The 18,289-nt window shown below is 70.9% G+C and carries 17 protein-coding genes; 7 read left to right on the forward strand and 10 right to left on the reverse strand.

All coding sequences use genetic code 11. The annotated features are described in order from the left end of the window. Positions 1 to 47: 47 nt before the first annotated feature. From IT780_RS25380 to IT780_RS25395, 4 genes are read right to left on the reverse strand one after another with little or no spacing between them, the layout of a single operon-like run. Positions 48 to 698 (reverse strand): response regulator, encoded by a 651-nt coding sequence (locus IT780_RS25380; RefSeq protein ID WP_199514174.1) that lies wholly within the window; start codon positions 696 to 698, stop codon positions 48 to 50. Continuing rightward, a complete protein-coding gene (locus IT780_RS25385) occupies positions 698 to 1,879 on the reverse strand; it encodes a sensor histidine kinase (RefSeq protein ID WP_199514175.1) in 1,182 nt (393 codons plus the stop codon). The genes IT780_RS25380 and IT780_RS25385 overlap by 1 nt, the downstream gene beginning before the upstream one ends. 2 nt (positions 1,880 to 1,881) lie before the next feature. Then, a complete protein-coding gene (locus IT780_RS25390; RefSeq protein WP_199514176.1) occupies positions 1,882 to 2,652 on the reverse strand; it encodes an ABC transporter permease in 771 nt (256 codons plus the stop codon). Continuing rightward, the gene (locus tag IT780_RS25395; protein WP_199514177.1) at positions 2,649 to 3,560 is read right to left on the reverse strand and encodes an ABC transporter ATP-binding protein; all 912 of its coding nucleotides are present in this window, start codon (positions 3,558 to 3,560) and stop codon (positions 2,649 to 2,651) included. Before IT780_RS25395 ends, IT780_RS25390 begins: the two co-directional genes overlap by 4 nt. 134 nt (positions 3,561 to 3,694) lie before the next feature. Here IT780_RS25395 and IT780_RS25400 point away from each other — a divergent pair, with 134 nt between their 5' ends. Further along, positions 3,695 to 5,086 (forward strand): alpha/beta hydrolase, encoded by a 1,392-nt coding sequence (locus IT780_RS25400; RefSeq protein WP_199514178.1) that lies wholly within the window; start codon positions 3,695 to 3,697, stop codon positions 5,084 to 5,086. 101 nt (positions 5,087 to 5,187) lie between these two features. Here IT780_RS25400 and IT780_RS25405 read toward each other — a convergent pair whose 3' ends face one another. Beyond that, positions 5,188 to 5,706, reverse strand: a complete 519-nt coding sequence (locus IT780_RS25405) for an RICIN domain-containing protein (RefSeq protein ID WP_199514179.1) — start codon at positions 5,704 to 5,706, stop codon at positions 5,188 to 5,190. 240 nt (positions 5,707 to 5,946) lie between these two features. On the opposite strand from IT780_RS25405, the gene IT780_RS25410 reads away from it, so the two are divergent. Further along, entirely contained in the window at positions 5,947 to 6,363 is a 417-nt protein-coding gene (locus IT780_RS25410) for a hypothetical protein (protein ID WP_199514180.1), read from the forward strand. Beyond that, a complete protein-coding gene (locus tag IT780_RS25415; protein ID WP_199514181.1) occupies positions 6,363 to 6,743 on the forward strand; it encodes a hypothetical protein in 381 nt (126 codons plus the stop codon). Before IT780_RS25410 ends, IT780_RS25415 begins: the two co-directional genes overlap by 1 nt. 20 nt (positions 6,744 to 6,763) lie before the next feature. Here IT780_RS25415 and IT780_RS25420 read toward each other — a convergent pair whose 3' ends face one another. Further along, entirely contained in the window at positions 6,764 to 8,128 is a 1,365-nt protein-coding gene (locus IT780_RS25420) for a hypothetical protein (RefSeq protein ID WP_199514182.1), read from the reverse strand. A gap of 217 nt (positions 8,129 to 8,345) precedes the next feature. Between IT780_RS25420 and IT780_RS25425 the strand changes: the two genes are divergently transcribed. Continuing rightward, positions 8,346 to 8,864 (forward strand): SigE family RNA polymerase sigma factor, encoded by a 519-nt coding sequence (locus IT780_RS25425; RefSeq protein ID WP_199514183.1) that lies wholly within the window; start codon positions 8,346 to 8,348, stop codon positions 8,862 to 8,864. Further along, positions 8,857 to 10,020, forward strand: a complete 1,164-nt coding sequence (locus tag IT780_RS25430; RefSeq protein WP_199514184.1) for a hypothetical protein — start codon at positions 8,857 to 8,859, stop codon at positions 10,018 to 10,020. Before IT780_RS25425 ends, IT780_RS25430 begins: the two co-directional genes overlap by 8 nt. 92 nt (positions 10,021 to 10,112) lie before the next feature. On the opposite strand, the gene IT780_RS25435 is transcribed toward IT780_RS25430, so the two are convergent. The 3 genes from IT780_RS25435 to IT780_RS25445 form a co-directional block, all read right to left on the reverse strand. Beyond that, positions 10,113 to 12,230 carry a glycosyl hydrolase gene (locus IT780_RS25435; RefSeq protein ID WP_199514185.1) on the reverse strand — a complete coding sequence of 706 codons (2,118 nt, stop codon included), beginning with the start codon at positions 12,228 to 12,230 and terminating at the stop codon, positions 10,113 to 10,115. A 17-nt stretch (positions 12,231 to 12,247) separates the two neighbouring features. Then, complete coding sequence (locus tag IT780_RS25440) at positions 12,248 to 12,892, reverse strand: HlyD family secretion protein (RefSeq protein ID WP_199514186.1); 645 nt, start codon at positions 12,890 to 12,892, stop codon at positions 12,248 to 12,250. A gap of 199 nt (positions 12,893 to 13,091) precedes the next feature. Further along, positions 13,092 to 14,867 (reverse strand): glycosyltransferase family 2 protein, encoded by a 1,776-nt coding sequence (locus IT780_RS25445; protein ID WP_307831367.1) that lies wholly within the window; start codon positions 14,865 to 14,867, stop codon positions 13,092 to 13,094. A 716-nt stretch (positions 14,868 to 15,583) separates the two neighbouring features. Between IT780_RS25445 and IT780_RS25450 the strand changes: the two genes are divergently transcribed. Together IT780_RS25450 and IT780_RS25455 are read left to right on the forward strand one after the other, a co-directional pair. After that, entirely contained in the window at positions 15,584 to 17,152 is a 1,569-nt protein-coding gene (locus tag IT780_RS25450) for a hypothetical protein (protein WP_199514187.1), read from the forward strand. Positions 17,153 to 17,336: 184 nt separating this feature from the next. Continuing rightward, complete coding sequence (locus IT780_RS25455) at positions 17,337 to 17,543, forward strand: hypothetical protein (protein WP_199514188.1); 207 nt, start codon at positions 17,337 to 17,339, stop codon at positions 17,541 to 17,543. Between the two features lie 118 nt (positions 17,544 to 17,661). On the opposite strand, the gene IT780_RS25460 is transcribed toward IT780_RS25455, so the two are convergent. Next, positions 17,662 to 18,174 (reverse strand): putative periplasmic lipoprotein, encoded by a 513-nt coding sequence (locus IT780_RS25460; protein WP_199514189.1) that lies wholly within the window; start codon positions 18,172 to 18,174, stop codon positions 17,662 to 17,664. Positions 18,175 to 18,289 lie beyond the last annotated feature (115 nt).

An 18,289-nucleotide genomic window follows, 5' to 3' on the forward strand; every position in this document is an offset into this window, starting at 1 on the left:
GCCGGCAGCAGCGGCGGTCAGGGTGTCCGCGCGAAACCGGGCCCCGGTCAGCCGAGGCCGTGCCGGTGCGCCCAGATCACGACGTGGATCCGGTCGCGGGCCTGCAGCTTGGCGAGGACCCGTCCCACGTGGGTCTTCACCGTCGACTCGGACAGGAAGAGCTCGGCGGCGATCTCGGCGTTGGACAGGCCGCGGGCGATGGCGACGAGAACCTCGCGTTCCCGGGCGGTCAGCTCCTCCAGCAGGCGGACGCTCTCCGGCGGGTTCACCGGGGCCTGCCGGTAGCGGTCCAGCAGCGTACGGGTGATCCGGGGGGAGACCACCGCCTCGCCGGCCGCCACCGTGCGCACCGCCCGCACCAGCTCGGCGGAGCTCGCGTCCTTGAGCAGGAAGCCGCTCGCCCCGGCACGCAGGCCGTCGAAGGCGTACTCGTCGAGGTCGAAGGTCGTCAGGATGAGCACCCGGGTCTGCGGGCAGTGGGTCACGATCTCCCGGGTCGCGCCGATGCCGTCGAGCACCGGCATCCGCACGTCCATCAGGACGACGTCGGGCCGGTGCAGGCGGGCGAGCTGGACGCCCGCGCGGCCGTCGTCGGCTTCCCCCACGATCCGCAGCCCCGGCTCCTGGCCGAGCACCATGGCCATGCCCTCGCGCACCAGCGCCTGGTCGTCGACGAGGAGCACCGTCGTCGCATCCATCAGCGGGCTCCTTCCGGCTGTGGCAGGGTCACGCGGACGGCCCATCCGTACCCCGGCCGGGGGCCTGCTTCGACGGTGCCGCCGTACAGCGAGATCCTCTCCCGCAGCGCGAGCAGGCCCTGCCGCGTGCCCACCGACGGCGCCGTACCGGCGCCACGCCCGTCGTCCACGACCTCGACGACGATCGGGTCGCCCCGGTAATCGAGGGCGACCCGCACCTCCTGCGGGTTCTCGGCGTAGCGCAGCGCGTTGGTCAGGGCCTCCTGAACGGTACGGAAGACCGCGTTCCGCAGGCTCGCCGACTCCGGCTCCGCGCCCTGCCGGCCGACGGACACCGGCAACCCGGCGGTCCGGAAGGTGGCGACCACGGTCTCCAGGTCCTGGGCCGGCAACTCCTGGCCGCCGTCCGGGCCGTCGCGCAACACCCCGAGCAGCCGGCGCATGTCCACCATCGCGGTACGGCCGATGCCGGCGATCCGTTCCGAGGCCGATCCGGCGCGTTGCGGATCACTCTGCGCCACGGCCGCCGCGCCGTCCGCGAGCCGCACCATCACAGTCAGGCTGTGCGCCACGATGTCGTGCAGGTCGTGGGCGATCCTCGTCCGCTCCCGCGCCGCCGCCAGCCGAGCCTCCTGCTCCTTTTCCCGGGCCAGTTGCACCGTACGGTCGAGCAGCGCCTCCAGATACCGGCGCCGGATCCGGACGTTCACCCCCGGCAGGATGGAGACTACGGCGATCAGCGTGTACCCGATGGCCAGGTCCTGCCAGTTCCCGCCGGGGTCCTGGAGACGGGCCGAGGCGACCAGGACGGCCACCGCCAGCGCCGAGCCGAGCAGGGCCGCGCGGGTGGACCGGTAGGCGGCGAGGGCGTAGAGCGCGCAGGCGAGCCCGACGCCGACGAAGTGGTGGGTCATCAATGCGCCGCCGGCGGTCACCGCCAGCACCGCCCACCACGGCCGTGAGCGCCGGAACAGCATCGTGGCCGCCACGATCGTGGTGACCGTCCACCATGCCCCCTCGGCCGGTTGGGGTATCCGCAGCCCACCCGCGCCGTCGTCGAAGACCCAGACCCAGCACGAGCCGGCGACGACGAGGTCCACCAGCCGTGGATGGCGGGTCCAGAACGCGCGCACCGCGCCCGCCGGTCTCGGCAGGCGCGGCGGCTCATGCGGGTGGTCCATGGTCACGCATCGTTGCGTACGAGCGCCAGCCCGCCCACGAGGAGCGGAGCGGCCAACCAGGCGGTGACGGCGACAGCGCTCGTGAGCAGCGTGCGGGTGGACGAGGAGCCGGACAGGAGGCTGTGGGCGGCGGTGCTGAAGTCCACCTGCGCCAGCTTCAGGTGCAGGGCGTCGCCGAGCAGGCTCAGAACGGTCGGAAGGACGAAGACGACCGCCAGCCCGATCCCGACACCGGCGGCCGTGCGGCGTACGGCGAGGGCGACAGCGAAGGCGGACAGCGCCACCAGGACGAGGTACCCGACGTGCTGGAGGAGCGCTCCGAGGATGCTCGCCGGGGTGGGTCGCAGTCCGAGCGAGCGCAACGTCGGGATGCACTCGGCGTACGCAACCGCCAGCGACCCGAACGCCAGGGGTGCCGAGACGGCTGTGACGACCACGGCCTTGGCCACGATCACCTGGAGGCGCCGGGGCGCGGCGACGAAGGTCAGCCGGATCGAACCGCTGGCGTACTCCGACGTCAACGAGAGCACCGCCAGCACGAGCAGCGCGATCTGCGCGCCCATCGACCCGAACTGGAACACCACGAAGGGAGCTTCCCGCTGCGTGGGTGGGTTGTCGGCGGTGAAGAAGAGCGCCGGCAGGAGCGCGCCGGCGGCAGCCAGCAGGACCGTCCCGGCGGCGCCCAGCCAGAACGAACGCAGGGACCTCAGCTTCAGCCACTCCGAGGAGACAAGGTGCGGCAGGCTCAGCCGCTGCTTCTCGCCGGCCGTCACCGGATCGCCTGCGCAGCGTGCGGCGCCTCGTCGCGGGTGAGCGCCAGGTAGGCGTCCTCCAGCGAGGCGGCGACGGTGCTGTTCTCGAACAGCAGGAAGCCGTGCCGCTGGGCGAGCACGGCGATGTCGGCCGGCTCCAGGCCGGTGACTTCGAGCATCCCGTCGGGCAGCAGGGTCACCCCGGCGCCCCGGTCGCGCAGGAGGGGCTCCAGGCCGGCCGGATCCTCGGGCCGCACGCGGCTCACCCGGGTGCCGTACCGGGCGGTCAGCGCGCCGACCGGGCCGTCCGCCAGCACCCGGCCGCGGCCCAGCACGATCAGGCGGTCGGCGGTCTGCGCGAGCTCACCCATGAGGTGGCTGGAGACGAAGACCGTACGGCCCTCGGCGGCCAGCGACCGGAGCAGCGTCCGGATCCAGATGATGCCATCGGGGTCGAGGCCGTTCGCCGGTTCGTCGAGCACCAGCACCGCGGGATCCCCGAGCAGGGCGGAGGCGAGCCCCAGCCGCTGCCGCATCCCCAGCGAGAAGCCGCCGATCCGCTGGTCCGCCGCGGTCGCCAGCCCCACCATCTCCAGGAGCTGGTCGGCCCGGCGGTCGGGGATGCGATGCGTGCGCGCGAGGACCCGGAGGTGATTGCGGGCACTGCGGCCTGGATGCTGCGCCTGCGGGTCGATGTGGGTCCCGACCGTCCGCAGCGGCGCCGGCAGTTTCGCGTACGGCTGCCCGCCGACGAGGCACCGGCCCGACGTGGGCCGGTCAAGGCCGACCATCATGCGCATCGTGGTGGACTTCCCGGCGCCGTTGGGGCCGATGAAACCGGCGACGGACCCGGGATCGAGGCGGAAGGAGACTCCCGCGACCGCGGTGGTGTCGCCGAACCGCTTCGTCAGTTCGTGGACTTCGATCATGGCATCGACGCTATGAGGACGGCAGCGCGCCGCCATCCACCCGCGGTCTCCTCCGGCTGTGGTACCGCGGTACCACGGCCGGAGGGCACCGGCGGTGGATGGCCGCGCCTGCTCGTCTCCGTACGGTCAAAATCATGATCGAAATCAGGAGGAAGACCGCCGTGGCGGTGCTGGCGGCAGGACTGGTGGCGGTGGGTGCGCCTCCCGCGACCGCCGGACAGACCCTGACCTGGACTCCCTGCAACGACCGTGAGCTGGTGCTGGACTGTACCGACGTGACGGTCCCGGTGGACTGGTCCCGTCCGCGGGGCGCGACGATCTCGCTGCGGGTGCACCGGCACCGGGCCTCCGGCACCAGCCGGGGGTCGCTGCTGCTGAACCCGGGTGGGCCGGGCGCACCCGGGAAGCCGTTCCTGGAGTACGCGGCGCGCAGGTTCAGCAAGCCGGTGATCGACGGGTTCGACCTGGTCAGCTTCGATCCCCGAGGGGTCGGCGAGTCCGCGCCCCTGAGCTGCCCGCCGGAGGCTGACGCGGCATTCCGGAAGTCGGACCCCTCGCCGGACAGCCTTCGCGAGCGGATCGCCCGCGAGAATGCGAGCAGGACATGGGTACGGGCCTGCCGGGCGAAGTCGGGCCCCATCTTCGACCACGTCGACACGGTCAGCGCCGCCCGGGACCTCGACGTGCTGCGAGCCGTGCTCGGCGACGACAAGCTCTCCTACTACGGCGGCTCGTACGGCACCCGCCTCGGCCTGCGGTACGCGGACCTGTTCCCCACCCGCATCAAACGCATGGTGCTGGACGCGGTCGTCGATCCGGCGCAGGACAACAAGGCGTTCCTCACCGACGTCGCCAAGGGTGAGGAGCGAGGTCTCGACGCTTATCTGAGCGGCTGCGACGACCGCCCCGGCTGCCCGTTCCGCGGCTTGACTCCGGCTCAGAGCCGGACGGAGGTGGCGGGCCTGTTCCAGGCGGCGGACCGGCATCCGGGCGAGCAACTGCAGCTGGTCAACCTCACGGAGGAGCACCTGTCGGATCCGTCCGGTGCTCCCGACCTGGACATCCTGTTCACGGCCGTCCGCTCCGGCGACCACAGTGCCATTGAGCCGGATCCCGACACCGACGTGGCCTTCAACGCGATCCAATGCCTGGACCTCCCGGACCACCGCACCGCAGCTCAGATCATGCGAGACACCGCGGCGCTGACCCGGGAACGGCCGGTGTTCGGGCCGGAGGTCCAGTCGGGTACGCCGTGCCCACAGTGGCCGAACGGGGGAGTGTCCGACCCGCACCCGGTCACCGCTCACGGCTCGGTACCGATCGTGCTGCTGGCGGGCACGGGCGACCCCGCGGCGCTCTACGAGTGGGGACAGTCCGCGGCGGCCCACCTGGAGAACGGCCGGCTCCTGACCCGCGAAGGCAACGGCCACGGCTCGTACGTGTACGGCGCCTGCCGCCCCGAGGTGGACCGCTACCTCCTCGACGGAGTGCCGCCGCCCCGGGCGGGCGCGGTGTGCGACAAGTAGCCCGCGAGGCGGGATCGAGCCGCAGGGGTGGTCGCCTGCCCCGGCGGAGACGCAAGACTTGCGTGTCCGCCGGGGCAGGGAGATGAGCTGGGCCGGGCCGGCTACTCGATGATCCAGGACTGGGCACCTGCGGGAACGGCCTGGCCGCAGGTGAACTGCATGAGGTTGCTCCCGCGACCGCCGACCGTGTCCAGGCACTGGTTGGTTCCCGCGTGCCTCAAGGTGAGCCCTTCCGCCACCCACTGCTCAGCAGCCGATCCGTTACAGGTGAACTCGTCGACCGTCTCACCGGGAGTGCTGGTGCCGTTGTTGACCTCCATACAGAACCCGCTCGCCCTGTTCACCACGAAGAACGTGTTCGCCGCCCCTGTCGGCACGAACGTCCACAGCCGGGTACCGGTCGAACGCGAACAAGGGGCGAGCCTGAGCTGGACGTTGAGCGCCCCGCCCGGAGCGTCGATGCACTGCGAGAAGGCGGCGTTCCGGATCTGGTTGAAACTCTGAGCAGCGGAGTGAGCCTCGGGGCCCCGAGACGAGGTAGCAGCGCTGGCGCCGGCGGCGTCGGCGAGCAAGCCGGTCCCGGCCAGCAGCAACGCCGCCGTCGTGACGAACAGCCTCATGAGAGTCTTCATGGGATCGTTTCTCCTAGTCTGTGGGTGCTTCCGCCCGCCTGCCGTCTCTGTCGCGCACCCGGAACGGGCCCGCAGCAAGCGCACCCAGTAGGCGTGCCATTCCGTGCCACCTGGTTGCCGTCGCGTTCAAGGACGGTCTCGTAGCTGCCCTGCCTGCGCGGATTTGCGTACGGGTCAGGCCGCTTCCGGGCGTACGGTCCCGGCCGGCTCTGCCGTCAGGATTGGTCCATGACGGATGAGCGGGGGAGCCGGACCGGTCAGAGGCGGATGTGGGTCGTCTCGTCGTGCATTGCCCTGGTCCTCGCGGCGGTCGGCGACGCGGGGCCGGAGATCGTCGAGTCGCGCAGCCTGGTGGCCGGTTATGACGGTCCAGGGCCGCTGATCTGCCTCGGTGTCGCGGTGTTGGTTGCGGCGGTGCGGTGGCGTTTCGTGCCGCTGGTGGCGGTGGCGATGTCCGCGCTCTTCCTCGTCGGAGGACTCGCCGATGCGGAGTTCAGGAATCGGCTCACCGGACCGGTCGGAGCCGGCTTTGCCGGCGGCTGGCTGCAAATGCTCGGCTTCGCGGCGGCATTCGTGTGCGGGCTGGCCGCTGTCCGGTGGCACGCGAAGCGGCGACGGCCGCGACAACTGAGGGGACGACGGTGATGACCACTATCGCGGAGCGCTTCACGGCGACGCCGAGCGCCACGAAGATGTCCCTGTCCGGCCTGGCCGTCGGCGTAGCCGGTCTGGTCGTCCAATGGATTGCCGACCCCGCCAAGTTTCCCGGTTTCCCGCCGGGCATCGGCTTCATCGCGGTGTGCGCTGCGCTGGTGGTGGTGGCCGCCGGCCGTTGGTGGGCGCCGATCTTCTCGGTTCTGATTTCGCTCTGGATTGTGCTCGGCGGGTGGGCTGCCGGTGTGCTTGTCCCGAATCTCCGGTCGGACAATGCCGGGACGGTCGTCGGCAACGCGGTGATGACGGCCGGGCTGGTGTTCGCGGCGGTCACCGGAATCGTCGCGATGATCGCAGGCCGCCGGAGCTGAAGGGCGAGATGTCGCCGCTGTCACCCGTGTGTCCCTGTGAGGACCGGGAGCAGGCCGGGCCGGCAGGCGGTGGCCGCGTCGCGCAGCGCGGCCACCCGCCGGACCTGTTCGCCGGCCGGTACCGTGCGCAGCTTCTGCACCGTGTCGTGAACGCGGGTGTCGAGGGCCTGGACGAGCGGCCAGCTGTCGGCAGGGATGTGGTCGGTGCCCATCAGCCACGCCCCTGCCGCTGCCTTGGCGACCGCGTCGTCGTCGTTCTCCGGCGGGCAGTGGTGACGCGGCGCCCCGGCGCCCCAGATCAGGTTCTCGACCAGATGCGGTTCGGGCCGGCCGGTCACCTCGTCGATGTCGAAGGTCACGGTCCCGGCGGGGACGGGGACGGAGTCGGGTTCGGGGAAGAAGACGGCCCCGTAGTAGTCGTTGGTGGTCGCCGCCCGCCATTCGACGGCCCGCTGCGGCGCCCCGGGCAGCCTCGCGAGCAGCTCGAGCGCCCGGCGGGCCTGCGTCGTGGCCTCGCCCAGCGCGCGCGAGTGTACGGCCGTCACGCACACCTGCGGCGTTCCGTCGCTGCACACCAGCCGCTGGGCGGCTCGATCCACGCTGTACCGGCCGTACGCGCCGTCCTGCCCGGCGCCGGGCAGGTACGCGGCGGCCGAGAGCGCCACGGCCAGCACCGCGACGGCCGTCGCCCGCGTCGACCACCGCGTGGCGGCGGCCAGCAGGAAGCCGGCGGCCACCAGCCCCACACCCAGCGCCAAGCGCCCCAGCATGGCATTCCCGGTGACTGTTTCCCAGTCGTAGCTGGGTGGCGCGACGACCAGCAGCAGGCTGTCAAGCCAGGTCAGCCTTCCCTCCGCCGGCTTCAGGAGGGAGAGTCTGAGCTGTCCGGCCATGGAGGCCGCAGCCAGCACCGGGGGCACCAGGCGGGACGACCATGACCGTCCCGCGGCGTACCCGAGCCAGGCGCTGCCGAACAGGAGCGGCGCGTCGGTGAGCGGAACCAGCAACGTGCGTACGCTCGCATAGTCGGTGAACCGCGACACCACCACTCCGCCGAGGACGAACGGGAGCAGGTACGCGACGATCAGGGTGACCGCCAGGGCGGCCGCCGGCAGCGTGATGCGCTGCCAGCGGGGCCGGGCGGTGCTGGCCATCACCTCATCGGCGCCGGTACGCCGTTCCCGGCGCCCGAGCATGGCGCCGCCGCCCATGGCGAGCGGGACCACGATGGGCAGGGCGCCGGCCTGCTCGATCGCCAGCCGGATCCACTGCAGCTTCCAGGCTTGCTGGTCGGTGGCCAGCGCCGCCATGCTCACCGCGGCGATCAGCACGCCCATGGCCGGCGCGTTGGAGCGCCGCAGTTCGACCAGGAAGAGCCGGATCACAACCGGCTCCGATGGTGGTCACGCATCGTGTCTCTCATTGTCCCGTCGGTCTCTCTGACACCCGGTCAGACGACGGCGGACCGGGTATCGGATCACGACGGAGAGCTTTTTGGCTGAGTCATGACCGCGGGAGCGCCGGGGTTCGGCGGATGCGTCAGCTCAACCTTTCCGGAGGCCGGCACCGTCGGTTGAGTGAACGGCTACCGGAAGGACGAGGATGCGGGAGAACCCCCGGCCCGGCGACGAAGCCTACGTCAGCTACGTGACGGCACGGCTACCGGCGTTGCAGCGCGCGGCGTTTCTGCTGTGCGGTGGGGACGTCCACCGGGCGGATGACGTGGTGCAGGCCACGATCACCCGGCTGTACCAGCACTGGAAGCGCGTGTCGCGCAGCGACAACGTCGACGCGTACGTGCATCGGATGCTGGTGCACGCGTTCGTCGACGAGCGGCGGCACTCGCGGTCGCGGGTGCAGCTGGGCGGGCGGCCGATGGAGGCCGCCGGGGGTGACCCGCACTCCGGGGTGGACGAGCGGGGCAGCCTGGTGGCGGCGCTGCGCCGGCTGCCGCCGCGGCAGCGGGCTGTGCTGGTCATGCGGTTCCTGCTGGACCGGCCGATCGAGGAGGTGGCTGAGGCGTTGAAGTGCTCCGTGGGCACGGTGAAGAGCCAGAGCTCGCGTGGGCTGGAGGCGCTGCGGTCGATGCTGGCGACGATGGAGGAGCACCGGAATGGATGAGGCCGAGCTGAAAGGGCTGATGCTGGCCGTGGAGGTGCCGCCGGGCGGCGCGGACGTACAGCAGGCGATGGACACGGGGCGGCGGCGTAACCGCGGGCGGGCTCTGCTCGCCGCGGGCGCCGGCGTGGCGGTGGTCGCCGCGGTCGGCGCGTTCGTGGCGACCGCGCCGATGCGGGCGGGTCCACAGCACACCGCCGGTCAGCCGGACACCGTCGTCACCCCGCAGGCGAAGGGCAGGTGCGTGCCGACGTTGCTGGAGACGCCCGGCGGCGCGACCGGGAGAGTCACGGCCCTCGACCCGGGCGGCACCATGGCCGGCGGCCAGCTGAACGGCAATCCGCCGACGGCGATCCTGTGGAAGGACGGCAAGGTCGTCGACCTGCCGGCGGCCGCGACCGGGACGATTGCGGACGTGGTCGGCGACACCGTCGTCGGATATTCGACGAATGAGGAGGGTGGGAGCAGCGGTTGGGTGTGGCGCGACGGCAAGGTGACCACCCTGGCGAAGGTCAAGGGCTACCCAGGGACCCACCCGCAGGCGGTCAACGCGAAGGGGGTCATCGCCGGGTGGGTGCAGGGCACCGCCCCGGACGACACGGTCGCCGTCACGTGGTCGCCCGACGGCACGGTGCACCAGTTGCCGCGGCCGTCGACTCGGCGGCCGGACGATCACTCGTCAGCTGCGCGCGACATCGCCGACGACGGCACGATCGTCGGCGAGGCGGCCGGGCTTCCCATGCTGTGGTGGCCCGACGGCAGTCCGGAAGGGCTCGGAGCGGCGTGGGAGAACGAGGGCACACGCGGGATCGCGTGGGCGATCGCGGGCCGGTACGTCTACGGCGTAGCCGATGGCTTCGAGACCCGCTGGGTATTGAACGAGCGTTCGTTGTTCAGCGTGGCCACGCTGCCCGATGCTGGTGAGCTCGGTGCGCGCGCCGGCACCGCCGACGGTACTGCCCTGCTGGCCGGGGACGGTCTCCAGAAGCCGGCCGGCCGGATCGGCCTCGACGACAAGGGTCCGGTTCCCGTCGACGAGTTGCCGGGCCCCCACGGCGAGATGGCGATCGCCGTAGCGATCAGCGCCGACGGCAACACCATCGCCGGCACCGTTCTGGACGGCGACCGCAGCCGTCCGGCGATCTGGCGCTGCCACTGAGGCCGCAGCACCTGGTGCAAGGTCGAGGCCTCTTCTCACCGCCGCGGTGTTCCGGATGCGGCTTGCCCGAGCCGGCTCGGGCAAGCCGTAGTTCACCCTCCGGGCGCCCGGAGGATCCGCGGAGCGTCTGCGGGCCCGAACGCCAGGGACCCTACCGGCGCGGCGGCTTTCGGTTGTGGGGGTCCCAGTACGGCCAGAGCCTCGACCCAGTAGCGGACCATCGCCCGGCTGGTGCTCTCCTCCCGGGAAACCGCCGCGTCGAGCCGGCGGCGGGCAGCCTCCGGGTCGGACAGGGCGAGGTCTGCGGCGAAGAGGTCGCCCCAGACCCGGGGCTTGTCTCCCAGTTCCTTCTGGCGGGCGGCCGACGGGCCGCGGTAGAACGCGCCAGCCGTCAAGGGCAGCAGTTGGATGCCGAGGACTGACTCGGGCTTCGGGTCGAACCAGGTCGCATAGTCGATCTTGGCGTCCCAGACAATGCCCGCGGTGGTGTGGGCGTATCCGGCCTCGCGCGTCGCCCCTTCGCCGAGCCAGTACATCCGTGCTGTCGCCGCCTCCAGAGCGTAGTGCGCGATGCCGTACCCGGTCATCTCCGCGTTGTCACGGACGACTCCCCAGCGGACCACGGCCTCCCAGGCCGCCACCGCTTCGCTGGACGACTCCTGGTTGTTGCCGTCCGCGAAGGGCGCGAACCCGGAGGCGGCCGAACTGCCCAGATAGGCGTTGAAGGCCCGGAACGGCGGCAGCCCGCTCGCGGGGCCGATCGCCAGTGAACCGGCGTAGTCGCGGACGATCAGGTCGACCACGTCGCCGTACTCGCGGGCGAATGCGGGATCGGCCGTTCCGAGCACGGCTGCGGCGCGGACCAGGTAGCCGTACTGGAAGTGATGGTCGTTGTAATCCTGTGCGCCGAACTCGGCCGGGACGGCTATCAGCCCACCCCAGGTCGGGTCGTAGCCGAAGTAGCGTCCGTCGGGCGGTCCCGTCCAGGTCAGCCAGTCGATGAGTTGCGGCCGCAACCGATCAAGCGCCGCCGTGCGCTGCGTGTCCGCCCCGGAGGCGGCCGCGACCTCGGCGACGGTGGCCAGCCGGCCGAGTTCCTTGAGCCCGAAGTAGCTGCCGCCCGCGCCGGGTGGATCAGCCAGGTCACGATGCAGATCGGCCCGCACGGCTTTGTTCGCCGGCTCGCTCAGCGACACCTTCGGCATGGCGGTGAGCAGGCCGGGCATCGGGACCCTGACCTGCACCGCGCCGGCCGTCACCAGGGACATCGTCCCCCGTGCGTCCGGATAGGAGCCCGCCAGTGGTACCGGCCCGGCGGCCAGGCCGGCTTGGTGGTGCGGCAGCAGGGCCCACGCTCCGCCTCCGCCGGCGGCCCGGCGTGCAGTGAGCGTCTGCGTGACAGTCCCGGCCGCGGCGTCGTACGCCGCGGTGGCCGTGGTCTGCACGATCGGATCGCCGGTGCTGGCCTTCTCCCAGCTCGTCCGATCGGCGCCGGCCGGGACCCGGGCGACGGCGAGTTGCCGGCCCGACCCGGTGATGGTGGTCCCGGTCTGCACCAGATCCGTGCCGAGAACATCCCAGCGCCCACCCGCGATGTCGAGCCGGGCCCGGGTGGGCGAGCTACCGACGTCGCGGAAGGCGCCGTTCACGCTTGGCGCCGCCCCGTCGAAGCGCAGCCACACCACCGGACTGCCCTGCGCGAGGGTGACATCGACCCGGCCGCCGCCGGCGAGCCCGACCCGCAGGACGACGTGGAAAGCGCCGTAGCTCACGACAGTCACTGCGCCGGTGGCCGTGCCGACGGTGAGGGCGGGCAGAAATGGGGTGGTGACGGCGTTCGCCGAGGCGGTGAGGGACGCGCCGCTGATCTGCAGGCCGTCGGCGGCGGCCCGCACGGCCAGCGGGTGCGTCCAGATCGGCTGGGTGCGGGGCCCGGTCAGTGCGGAGCTCCACCACTGGTTCGTCGGCACCGCCTGGCCCTTGAGGTCACCGGCCTGCGTGGGGGACTTGGCCGGGGCGGAGCCGGCCGGCAGCTTCCCGGCGATGCTTGCGCTGCCGGCTACCACGGGCATCGTGAGTGGCGACGCGGCGGCGTCCTCCATGACCGTTCCGGCATTGTGCGGCGGCGCTGCCGGAACCCGGTCCGGCGGCGTCGCGTCGGGCGTGGAGGTGCACGCCGTCAGCGCGGTGAGAGCCGCGATCGCGGTCATGGTCCGGATACGGCGGTTCATGCGCTGTTGACGGCGGGGGTGCTCCCGACGGCCGTGGTGGTGTCGACGACCACGGCGAACTGCAGCCCCGGCACCAGTGTCCGCACTGTCGCACGGGCCGCCGGGTCCGGCCGCAGCACGACGGTCAGCTTGTCCGCAGTGCTCGCCTGCTGGCCGGCATCCACCTTCGGCTCGACCTTCTCCAGCGTCGAAATCATCCGGCTGGAGAGGCCGGGGCCCGTCACGTAGGCGGTCATCCCGAGGCGGAATTTGCGCAGCTTCTCCAACGGCACGTCGACCGCGAAGGCGACTTCGGCAGGGTCGTACAGGGTGACGATCGGCTCACCGGCGCGGGCGATCTGACCGGGCGGGACGTTGATCTTGGTGACGATGCCCGCGGCCGGAGCCTGCAGCTTCTGCACTCGTCGCGTGTTCCCGTCCCCGTCCGCGGTCAGGGTGATGGTGGCCAGGACCGCGCCGGCGGAGACGCTGCTCCGCTCGGTGGCCAGCATGTCGGTGACGACCGCGGCGTCGGCCGACCCGACCGCGATCGGCTCCGCGATGAGTACGGCCGTGCCGGCATCCACCATGTTTCGTTCGGCAAGGCGCTGCCGCACGACGTGGTTGCCGCCCGCGCCGGCCGCTGCCAGCAAGATCAGCACTACCAAGCTGGTACGCGCGACGCGCAGTGCGCTACGTCTGCGGCGCTTCGGCGGCGGCGGGGCCGCCGGTGCGGGGGGTTGAATGACTCTGGTCGCGTCGTTGTCGTACGTTCTGACATTGTCGATCGTGGCGCTCATGGTCGTACCTCTCGGCGGTGTGGACCGGTTCGGGCGGCGGATGGGGCTGGCAGAGCCGAGGTCAGGCGGTTGTCTCGGCGTGCTGCGGACGGATGGTGGCCTGTTCGCCGGCGGGCGGGAGCGGGGCGTCCGACGCTTCGGCCGACGGCTTCGCGCCGTGCCGGAGCCGGCCGCCGGTGACCGATTCGAGGATCATCCGGCCCAGGATCAGAACGATCATGGAGGCCCAGCCGACGGACAGCCAGGTCGGCGCGGGATCGGCCATCACGAACACACCGACCACAATGGCCGTGACGTTCAGCACCAACAGCGCGAACAGGGGCATGACCGCCCACAGTGACCGGGTGCCGTCGCCGCCGGCGTTGGTGGCCTTCCATTTCGCCGGTCGCCCGAGCAGCACACCACCGAGCGCTCGCAGATGTACCGGCGCCGCACCGATGCTGGCCACGATCGCCGAAAGCTTGAACCCGCCCGACTGCAGCCAGGTGACCAGCAGCACGGCCGCCTGGAACGGCAGGTAGTGGGTCGCCCATGCGAGGCCGTCGGCGCGAATGGGACTCAGCGCGAAGAGCAGGTAGAGCGCCGGGAAGAGCATGAAGGTCAGCATGGCCACGGACAGCAGGTAATGCGTACCGCAGAACAGGTACTGCAGTCGCTGGTCGATCGTCAGGCCGATGCCCCGCTTGAACAGCCGTCCGCGCAGCAGCACCTCGAAACCGCCGCTCGCCCAGCGCAGCTGCTGTTTCAGGTACGACGGGACGTCCTGGGGGGCGAGCCCGCGAGCCAGCACCTGCGGGACGTAGATGGACTTCCAGCCACGCTTGTGCAGCTCGATCGACGTCCAGATGTCCTCCGAGTTGCTGCCCGTCCAGATGCCGCCGATGGTGTCCAGCGCGGCCCGCCGGAACATGACGTTCGTACCGACGCAGAAGGCGGCGTTGAAGTGGTTCTTGCCCGGGCAGACGAGCTCGTAGAAGATGCGCTGAGCTTCGCTGGAGCCCGTGGCGACCAGATTCACGTTGTTCGTGTAGAACTGCGGGGACTGGACGAACGCCACGTCCGGGTCGTGGAAGTGCGGCAGGATGCTGAGCAGGAAGCCCGGCTCCGGCACATGGTCGGCGTCGAAGATGACCACGAACTCACCGTTGGTACGGGCCAGGCCGGCATTGACGTTGCCGGCTTTCGCATGCGCGCCGCCCGGCCGGCGCAGATAGCCGATGCCCACCTGGTCCGCGATCTCGCGCAGTTCATCGCTGTCGCCGTCGTCGAGCAGGAAAGTCCGGTGTGGCAGCTGCATGTCGCGGGCCGCGATCATGGTGCGCCGGACCAGCGCCGGCTCCTCGCCGTACGCGGTGATGAAGACGTCGATGGACGGCGCCTCCGAGCCGGCCCGTAGCCGGTTGCGCCACACCGTGGCGTCCACCGATTCGGGCCGGTCGTCGTGCGCCAGGATGGTCCACCACGTGCCGATCAGGTGCACCGCGGTCAGGCCTTCGGCAGCCAGCATGGCCAACCAGAGCCAGCCGGGGCCACGGTACGCCGGGTTGAGCAGGAAGAGCTGATAGAACAGAGTGGCGGCAAGCGCCGCGATGATGGCCACGCGCGTCGAACGTTGCAGCGGCCGCCATGCCAGGCGAGCTGCTCGGGCCGGCGGAACTGACGGTGCCGTCATGGATGCTCCCGAAAGCCTTCGATATGTAGCGCCGTGAATCCGGTGCCACGGACCAGGGAACAGGAACATTCGCTGACGCGCGAGACATCGCGCCGAACATTTATATTCAGCACGGGTTACGGGGTAGTGAAATGGGTGCCGCGTGCGCGGCTGAACGATCTTCACATATTGTGCCGCATAGTCCGTGAGCTGCGGCTAAGCGGGTTGGCGCGTTAAATCCTGATGACCTTTTCGACCTCTCGAATTCCACCCTGAGAAGGCGCCAGTGGGTGAGGTCACATGGGTCGCCGGCGGAGTGGCGAGTTCTGTCAATGCAATGGAAACCTTGGTGACACAAGGCAACTCAAATGAGCCTGACGTCACCCACGGCCGACCTGGCGCGCAACCTGTTCCGCCGCGACCCGGACCGGGCCATCAGCCTTGTCGCCGAGCTACGCCGTGGGACCGTACGGGCCATCGAGGACGTGCGCCGGGTCGCGTACGTCGCGCGACTTCGTCCGTCAGCACGGCATCGCCCACCCGCCGGTGCTCCTGGCCGGGTGGATCGGCGAGACGACGACGATCAAGGCCACCCAGGCACGGTTCGGCCTCACCGACGCGCCGCCCCAGCGCATGGCCGATGATCAGACCGGCGCGATCGCGGAGGCGTTCGGCGGTCTGCTCGGCTTGCTCAGAAAGAAGCACGGCAAGGCGCCGACGGGTCCCGCGTGGATGGTGAACCAACCGACGCGCCGATCCACCAGTTTGCGGGCTGACAGTCCGCGAGTTGACACCCTGACGTACGGATCTCGTACAGCGGCTTCACAAGACCGCGGCCTTTATTTCCGTTGTTACAGTACGTCTGAACCCACGGTGAAATTCCGCAGGTGTTTGTGTGACACGTGCATGTTGGACGGGGGACAGACATGCGAGGTTTAGGACGAACGGCGCTGGTCGCGGCTGTACTGGTCGCCACAGTGGTGCCATTGAGCGGACCAGCCCGGGCGCAGGCATGTGCGCCGGGATCGGACTTCAATGGGGACGGTTGCGGCGATCTGATCGTTGCGGATCCCGACGCGACCGTCGACGGCAAGGCTCGGGCCGGCCGGGTCAACGTGGTGTACGGCGGTGAGAACGCGGCCCGGGCGCTTCTCACCCAGGGCATGACTGGCGTCGGTGACACCGCCGAGACCGACGACCGGTTCGGCGCCGTCGTGCGCGCCGCCCAGATCAACGACGACGCGTACGCCGACCTGGTGGTCGCTGTGCCGTCAGAGTCGGTCGGCAGCGCCGACGACGCCGGGGTGGTCCACGTGATCTTCGGTTCCGTCGCGGGGCTGGGCGGCGGCAAGAGCGGCATCGTTCTCCGGCAGGGCGCGTTCGGCGTACCAGGGGTGCCGGAGGCGGGTGACCGGTTCGGTGCGTCGATCGCGGTGAACACCACCGACCTCGACGGCGCAGGGTTGCCGGCGCCGGCGATCGCGTACGGCGCGCCGGGCGAGGACCTCGGCAGTGTGCCGGACGCTGGGGCAGCGGGTCTGGTGGCGTTCGACGTCAGCACCGGTGACGTGACGCTGGCGCGCGACCTCACGCAGGATTCGCCCGGCATCAGCGGGAAGGCCGAGCGGGGTGACCGTTTCGGCGCGGCCGTGGAGGTGTTCCAGGGGCCCGGCGGGTTCGGCTGCAGCGCGAGCACCGCGCAGGGCTACACGATCGTGGTCGGCGTGCCCGGCGAGGACTTGGACGGCGTCCAGGATGGCGGCATGGTGCACATCGCTCGCGGGCTCGCCACCGATACACCTCTGTCACAGGACACGGCCGGGGTGGACGGCGTCGCCGAAACCGGTGACCAGTTCGGCGCGAGTCTCGCGTTGACGTCGTTCTGTGAGCATGACGGACCGTCGCATGTGAAGTTGGTGGTCGGTGTACCCCATGAGGACATCGGCGCAGCGGCCGATGCCGGGGCGGTGCATCTGTTCGCGACCGACGACGACGAGTTGCCGCTGCCGCAACGGTGGAGCGTCAACCAGGAAACGGCATCCGTGGCCGGTGCGGCCGAGGCCGGCGACCGGTTCGGCACGACCCTCGCGCTCGGCGGCCCGTGGCGGGACGGCCTTGGTGAACCGGTCGTGGTGGGCGTACCGGGTGAGGACGTCGACTCGTCCACCGACGCGGGCTTCATCCAGGTCTTCGGTGACGGGACCACCGCGCCGGGCAACGGAGACGTCGGTGTGGCGCAGTCCGATCTAGGCGACCCGGCGCAGGCCGGTGACCAATTCGGCGCTGCGCTTGCCGCGCGCTACCAGGCGCTGTTCGTCGCGGCACCCGACGACGTGACCTACTCGACCGGCGTGGTGCATGTCATCGGTTGGGACGCGGTGTTCGGCGGTGGCGCGGACACCGTGATCGCCCCTGGTGTCGACGGCGTGCCGAGCGGCGCGGCCCGATTCGGAGCGGCGCTGGCCGCCTAGGCTGGAACCAATGCCGGTTAGTTGCGGAACGGTGGCGGCGCTTCACGTCTGTCGCGAGACAGAGGTGGCGGGCCTCGACGCCGGGGGAGACCCCGCGCTCATCGCCGGTTGGATCATCTAAGCCACAGCGGTCAAGAAGGCGGCTCAAGCCCGGCTCGGCCAAACGGAGGCGCCGCGTCAAGGGATGACCAGCGAGGAGCTCGAAGCCATCGCGGACGCCTTCAACGACCTGTTCAAGCTGCTCCGCGACGCTGACCCGCGCGACAAGGTCGAGCTATACAGCCGCATGGGCCTGGGGCCGACGTGCCAACCGGCCAACGCCCGCCCGGCTCGCTTCCGGCTCGTTCGCCACCCCAGCAACGTTGCCCGCGGTTCATGCTGGACGCGATAGGGGGACGCGTATGAGGCCGTTGCTAACGGTCAACACGCGGGTAACGAAGTGAATGATCGTGGTGGGGGCCACCGTGTCCGGGCGGCCGCGCAGTTGACTGGTCCGACAGCGGTCGTGCTCAGCCGCGTTCCCACACGGCGACGGCATCCCCGTCGGATTGCGCCACCCAGCCGAAGGCCTCGGGTCGTGCAGGGGTGCCGGTGAACGTCAGGGTGAGCGTGGCGGTGCCGGCCCCGAACCGTACCGGCTTGCTCTGCTCCGCCTCATTCTCCCAGCCCTCGGCGTCGTAGAGGATGAACATCGCCGGGTCGACGATGATCGGACGGTTGGCGGTGACCTCGAGGACGGCCGTGGCGGAGTGAGCCGACCAGGTGGCCGAGGTGAGCGTCACGGTGGCGACCGGAGTAGACCTGCGGGTGACGGTGACGATGCGGCCGTTCTGCGCGAACGTGAGCGACGGGTCGCTGTCCTTGATCGCCGGAGGTGCCGGCACGGTCACGCTCGCCATCGGGGTGGAGGCCACCACGGTCGGCACGGGCTGCTGGCCCGCCGAAGCGACCCCGATGGAGTTGAGCGACGCGGCAGCCGCCAGGCCGATGACCACGAGCGCGACGCCAAGGGGCTTCTTCATGGCCCCACCCTATCGGCGCGTCTCCCGGCGTGGTCAAGCGAAGGTGCACCGGCCGGCCTGGGCACCACGGAAGTCGGCCACGGGTGCCCTTCTCACTCGTACGGGTGGTAGTTGC

The organism is Nucisporomicrobium flavum, assembly GCF_016464385.1.
GTDB lineage: Bacteria > Actinomycetota > Actinomycetes > Mycobacteriales > Micromonosporaceae > Actinoplanes > Actinoplanes flavus_A.